3 protein-coding genes are annotated in these 5,183 nt (G+C 61.6%); 1 reads left to right on the top strand and 2 read right to left on the bottom strand.

Features of this window, described 5'->3' with window-relative positions; translation table 11 throughout:
- Positions 1 to 71: 71 nt before the first annotated feature.
- A complete protein-coding gene (locus AX708_RS01760; RefSeq protein ID WP_007015736.1) occupies positions 72 to 1,445 on the bottom strand; it encodes a hypothetical protein in 1,374 nt (457 codons plus the stop codon).
- Positions 1,446 to 2,015, bottom strand: coding sequence for a recombinase family protein (locus tag AX708_RS01755; protein ID WP_007015735.1), 570 nt, complete (start codon positions 2,013 to 2,015; stop codon positions 1,446 to 1,448). It lies immediately after the preceding gene.
- Between the two features lie 140 nt (positions 2,016 to 2,155).
- Here AX708_RS01755 and AX708_RS01750 point away from each other — a divergent pair, with 140 nt between their 5' ends.
- Positions 2,156 to 5,125, top strand: coding sequence for a Tn3 family transposase (locus tag AX708_RS01750; RefSeq protein WP_007015734.1), 2,970 nt, complete (start codon positions 2,156 to 2,158; stop codon positions 5,123 to 5,125).
- Positions 5,126 to 5,183 lie beyond the last annotated feature (58 nt).

The following is a 5,183-nucleotide window of genomic DNA, read 5'->3' as shown; positions in this document are numbered from 1 at the left end:
AGAGGGCATAGCGTGGGAGGTACGCCAAGCAACGCTAAGGACGAACAATACCGGAACGGCGTGCAAGGGCATCACCTGCGGAGGCCGATGATGCCCAGCTCTTGCCACATCCACGTAAAATCATAGGTAGCCATTGGCTCGCCGACCCCGGATTTTGCTGCGCCATTCTCTATATATTTGAGCCAGTCGGCCACTTTCGCCCGGCCAGCCTTCGTGCGGGCCAGAGCGCGCGGCGTCTTGTTGCCAAGGGCAGGCACCGCTTCATCAAGCGTTTTGGTATATTCGCGTGTCAGCATATCATGAACGATGCGCTCCATTTCGTCCGGCGGGATATCGAGCGGCTCTTCCTGCGGAGCGCGGGCGGCGTCATCAGCCATGAACTGGGCCAGAGTCCGGATTTCGGTCATAGGTGTGCTCACGCAATCACCAAGCCATTCGCCCATTTGCGCAATCGCTTTCTCCGCACGGGCGGCACTATTGACCTCAACGATCAGTTTGCGTCCCGCCAACTCGACATTGGCGAAGACGGGTGTGCCGTCCTCCATGGTCGTCACAAAAGCCTGCCCGCCTTTGGCCGTTCGTGGTTTTCTCTCCTTCGTCACCGGCACCAGCCAGTTCCAGAATGTGTCGCTGGCAGGCTCCAGCCATTGTGCCGCGTTCAGCCTGCGAACCACGCTCTTGCCGATCACGCCCTTGGCCAGGGGGAAGACGATGCGGTGGAACACAAGATCATCGCCATCGGCGTTGACCATATCCGGCATGGTGCCAGGCATGGCTTTGCCCAGACAATCGAGCAGCCACATGTTCGTGAACATCGGGCCTGATGCCCGTAAAATAGCATCCCGGTCGGTCTGGTTTAGTTCGGAGGTGTCCTTTGCATCGTCCGCAAGCCGGCCAAACGCGTCGATCAGTTGTAGGGCGCCATCAGCGCTGAACGGCAACAGCGCGCCCGAGATGCCATGGCGACCGTTCACATCGACAACCCGTGCAGCGATCTTGTCCCAGTTGACGAGGGTCTGTGTCGCGCCGTGTTCGCGGACCGTGACTGGCGCAACATCCCGCAACAGATCACGCAAGGTCATCGACTGACCGGGGACGACCTCGCTAACCTCATAGAGCGACATCATCGTATCCCGCAGCGCGCGCATATAGGCCTTGTTCGGCGCCTTCTCGTTCCAGCCTCGGCGCTTGAGATAGTCATCGACCAGATTGCGACCGTCAGGTTCCAGTTCCTGTGTCAGCAGATCTTCAAAGGCGCAGCCCCATAGCGGCCCTTGCCAATGATCACCGATGATCTCGAATATGGCGTCGGGTTCGAGGCCGGTCGCTTCACATGCCGGACCGAGATGCGCGGACAGCATTTCATCCATCGCCTCGTCCCACGGAGCACGATCCGCATATTTCATCAGCCCGGACAGATCGTGAGCAGATTTCAATCTGGACATTCAGGCAGGCCTTTCCACGCCAAGGCGGCGCATTTCGCGATAGATGGTGGATCTGCCGATGCCGAGTTGCCGTGCTGCCTCTGTCGGCGAGATACGGGCTTCGACCAGTTTGATGGCCGCATCCACCTTGGACATGTCGAGCGGCTGACGGCCAGGCTGCTTGCCCTTGGCGCGTGCAGCGGCGATCCCATCGCGGGTCCGCTCAGAGATTAGCCGCCGCTCGAAATGGGCGATAGCTCCGAACACATGGAAGATGAGTTCGCCGGCGGCCGACGAGGTGTCGATTTTTTCCTCAAGACTCAGGAGGGCGATGCCTTGGCTGCGCAAAGTTTCGACTGTGGCGAGCAGTTCAGTCAGCGAACGCCCAAGCCGATCGAGGCGGACCACGGCGAGCGTGTCACCCTTGCGGGCATAGGCGATCAGTTCGGCCAGTCCAGGCCGCTCCATGCTTTTTCCCGATATTACATCGGTGAACACCTTGATGGCGCCGGCATTCTCCAGTCGCATGGTCTGGCCCGCCACATCCTGATCGCCGGTGCTGACGCGGGCGTAGCCCAGAATGCCGCCCATCTATCGTGTCTCCCAAACGGTCGTTCTGTGGACGCTCTGAAGGGCGACCGCTTCACCCCGCCCATAGCCGTCCACATACTATGTCTCTTTACTCATGGCTGTCCATAGGCGCAGTTGACCTTTTGTGGACGGGAATCGGCATGACGAAGCGCAAGCATCAACTCCTGACCGAGAGCGAGCGCAATCAGATCCTTGCCATCCCGACCGATCGCGACCACTTGGCTCGGCTCTACACCTTCGAGCCTGCGGACATCGAGATCATCGGCGCGCGACGGGAACGACGGAACCAGTTGGGCGTCGCGCTGCAACTCGCGCTCTTGCGCCACCCGGGCATCACACTGGCGCAGTTGATACAGAACAGGGGAGCGATGCCCCATGATCTCGCCGCCTTCGTCGCAGAACAGCTTGGCCTGCGCGTCACGGATCTGGCTGACTATGCGGCGAGGGACCAGACCATGACGGACCATGCTCGCGAGCTAGCCGCGCGCTTGGGACTGCGAGGGCCGACGCGTGCCGATATTCCGTTCATGATCGAAGCGGCCACGAAAACGGCATGGGCGACCGACAAGGGGATGACGATAGCGACCGGTGTTGTCACCGCCCTTCGTGAGGCCCGGATTCTGCTGCCGTCCATCTCCACCATCGAGCGTGCCAGCAGCGCGGGGCGCGCGCGTGCCCGCAAGCAAGCCGCCTATGCCCTGATCGACGATCTCAGCGCTGAACAGGTCCACGCCCTCGACCAGCTCTTTGACGACGCCGGGGGCATGAGCCAGCTCGCTTCGCTCAAGACCATTCCCATCGCGGCAAGGCCCGATCATATCCGCCAGATTCTCGACCGCCTGCGGCAAGTGCGGAAGATCGGCATCTCCCCGGACGTGGCTGGCCGCATCCACGCGGACCGCTTCCGGCAATATGTCCGGGAAGGCCGTGCATCGCCTGCCTATATGATCGAGCGATACGTTCCCTCCCGGCGGCGCGCCACGCTGGTTGCCTTCCTGCTCGATCTTGAAGAGCAGCTGACCGACAGCGCTCTGGAGATGGCGGACAAGCTGATCGGCAGCATCTTCACCCGCGCGAAGAATGCCCAGGCGCGTAGCTATGCCGCCACATCGAAGAACGTGGCGCGGCTGATGCTGATCTTTCGCAGAACGATCGATGCGCTGACCGATGCGGTCGATACTGGCGAAGATCCAATTGAGGTCCTGGACGCATCGGTCGGGTGGAACACCCTGATGAAGGCGAGGCCGGAAGTGGCGAGCATCGCGGAAACCGCCAACCTCGATCCGCTGACGGTCGCGGCCGACCGCTATGCGACGTTACGCAAGTTCGCCCCCGACCTGCTTGAGACGCTCCAGTTCAGGGCCGGAAAGGGCAGTGCGAAAACGATCGCTGCCATCGAAATGCTGCGCGACCTCAACAGGTCGGGCAAACGCGATCTTCCTACCGACGCTCCGATGCCCTTCCGTAAAGAATGGCGAAAAATCGTCGTTGGCGATAACGGCAAGATCAACCGGCGGCTCTGGGAAATCGCAACGATCGCGCATCTGCGCAACAAGTTGCGTTCGGGGGATGTCTGGGTGGAGCGATCGGCGGGATACCGCCAGTTCGACAGCTACCTGCTCAGCGAACCGAAGGCGAAGCCAATCGTGTCGGCTCTTGGTCTGCCACCCACAGCCAGCGAATGGCTCGAACAACGGGGCCGCGAACTGGACTGGCGACTGAAGAAATTTGCCCAGCGCCTGAAGCGCGACGCTCTGGAGGGTGTGCGGTTCCGCGACGGCCGCCTCCAGATATCCCCGGTTCGCACGATCGCGATGCCCGATGCCGAAGCGCTGGCTGACCGGCTCGATGCGATGATGCCCCGCATCCGCATCACCGAGCTGCTGCATGAAGTGGCGCAGGAAACCGGCTTTCTTGCTGCATTCACGAACCTGCGCACCGGCGAAGCGTGCCCCAACGAAAACGCGCTGCTCGCCACCATCCTTGCGGATGCCACCAATCTCGGCCTGTCGCGCATGGCTGCCGCGAGCCAGGGCGTGACGCGCGACCAGCTCCTGTGGACCCATGACGCCTATATCCGCGACGACAGCTACTGCGCGGCGCTGGCCGTGCTCATCAACGCGCATCACCGCCTGCCATTCTCGCGCGTATGGGGCGACGGCACAACGTCCAGTTCCGATGGCCAGTTCTTCAGGGGCGCGAAGCGCGGTGCATCGGGCGGCGATATCAACGCCCGCTATGGCGTCGATCATGGCTTCAGCTTCTACACTCATGTTTCCGACCAGCGTGCGCCTTACCACGTCAACGTGATCTCTGCCGCGACGCATGAGGCACCCTATGTTCTCGACGGCCTCACCAGCCACGGCACCGATCTGAAAATCGTCGAGCATTACACCGACACTGGCGGGGCGACCGATCATGTCTTCGCCCTGTGCGCGATGCTGGGATTTCGCTTCTGCCCGCGCCTGCGCGACTTTCCAGACCGGCGCCTCGCGCCGATCGCGCCGGTTAAGGCCTATCCGGCCATCGCCCCGCTAATGGGCAAGCGTATCCGCACCGACATCATCGCTGAACAATGGGATGACGTGCTGCGCCTCGTCGGCTCGATCAAGGCCGGCCATGTCGCGCCATCGGTCATGCTGCGAAAGCTCGCCGCGTACGAACGGCAGAACCAACTCGACGTCGCGCTACAGGAAATCGGCAAGATCGAGCGAACCCTGTTCATGCTGGACTGGCTGGAAAATCCCGATCTGCGCCAGCGATGCCATGCTGGTCTCAACAACAGCGAACAACGCCATGCCCTGACGCAGGCAATCTACACCTTCCGCCAAGGCCGGATCATCGACCGCAGCCATGAGGCGCAACAATATCGGGCATCCGGCCTCAATCTAGTCATCGCCGCGATCGTCTACTGGAACACGATCTACATGGATGCTGCCGCCCAGCATCTACGATCAACCTCGGTCGCGGTGCCTGATTATCTGCTCGCCCATACGTCCCCCGTGGGTTGGGAGCATATTGCCTTCTCCGGCGATTTCCTCTGGGATCGCGCAGCCGCTTCCGCTGGCCGCAAGGCCCTCAATCTCCCGCCGGATAGCCGCGTCGCATAAGCGTTCGCTGATTGTTCGCCCTTAGCGTTGTTTAGCGTACCATCCACGCTATGCCCTC

The sequence above is a fragment of the Erythrobacter sp. CCH5-A1 genome (genome assembly GCF_001557115.1).
Taxonomy (GTDB): domain Bacteria; phylum Pseudomonadota; class Alphaproteobacteria; order Sphingomonadales; family Sphingomonadaceae; genus Erythrobacter.
The sequence above is the reverse complement of the archived record's forward strand: the minus strand, read 5'-3'. Positions and strand labels throughout refer to the sequence as shown.

Coding starts and splice junctions, on each gene's coding strand:
- AX708_RS01760 (WP_007015736.1), bottom strand. CDS start 1,445: ATGTCCAGATTGAAATCTGCTCACGATCTGTCCGGGCTGATGAAATAT.
- AX708_RS01755 (WP_007015735.1), bottom strand. CDS start 2,015: ATGGGCGGCATTCTGGGCTACGCCCGCGTCAGCACCGGCGATCAGGAT.
- AX708_RS01750 (WP_007015734.1), top strand. CDS start 2,156: ATGACGAAGCGCAAGCATCAACTCCTGACCGAGAGCGAGCGCAATCAG.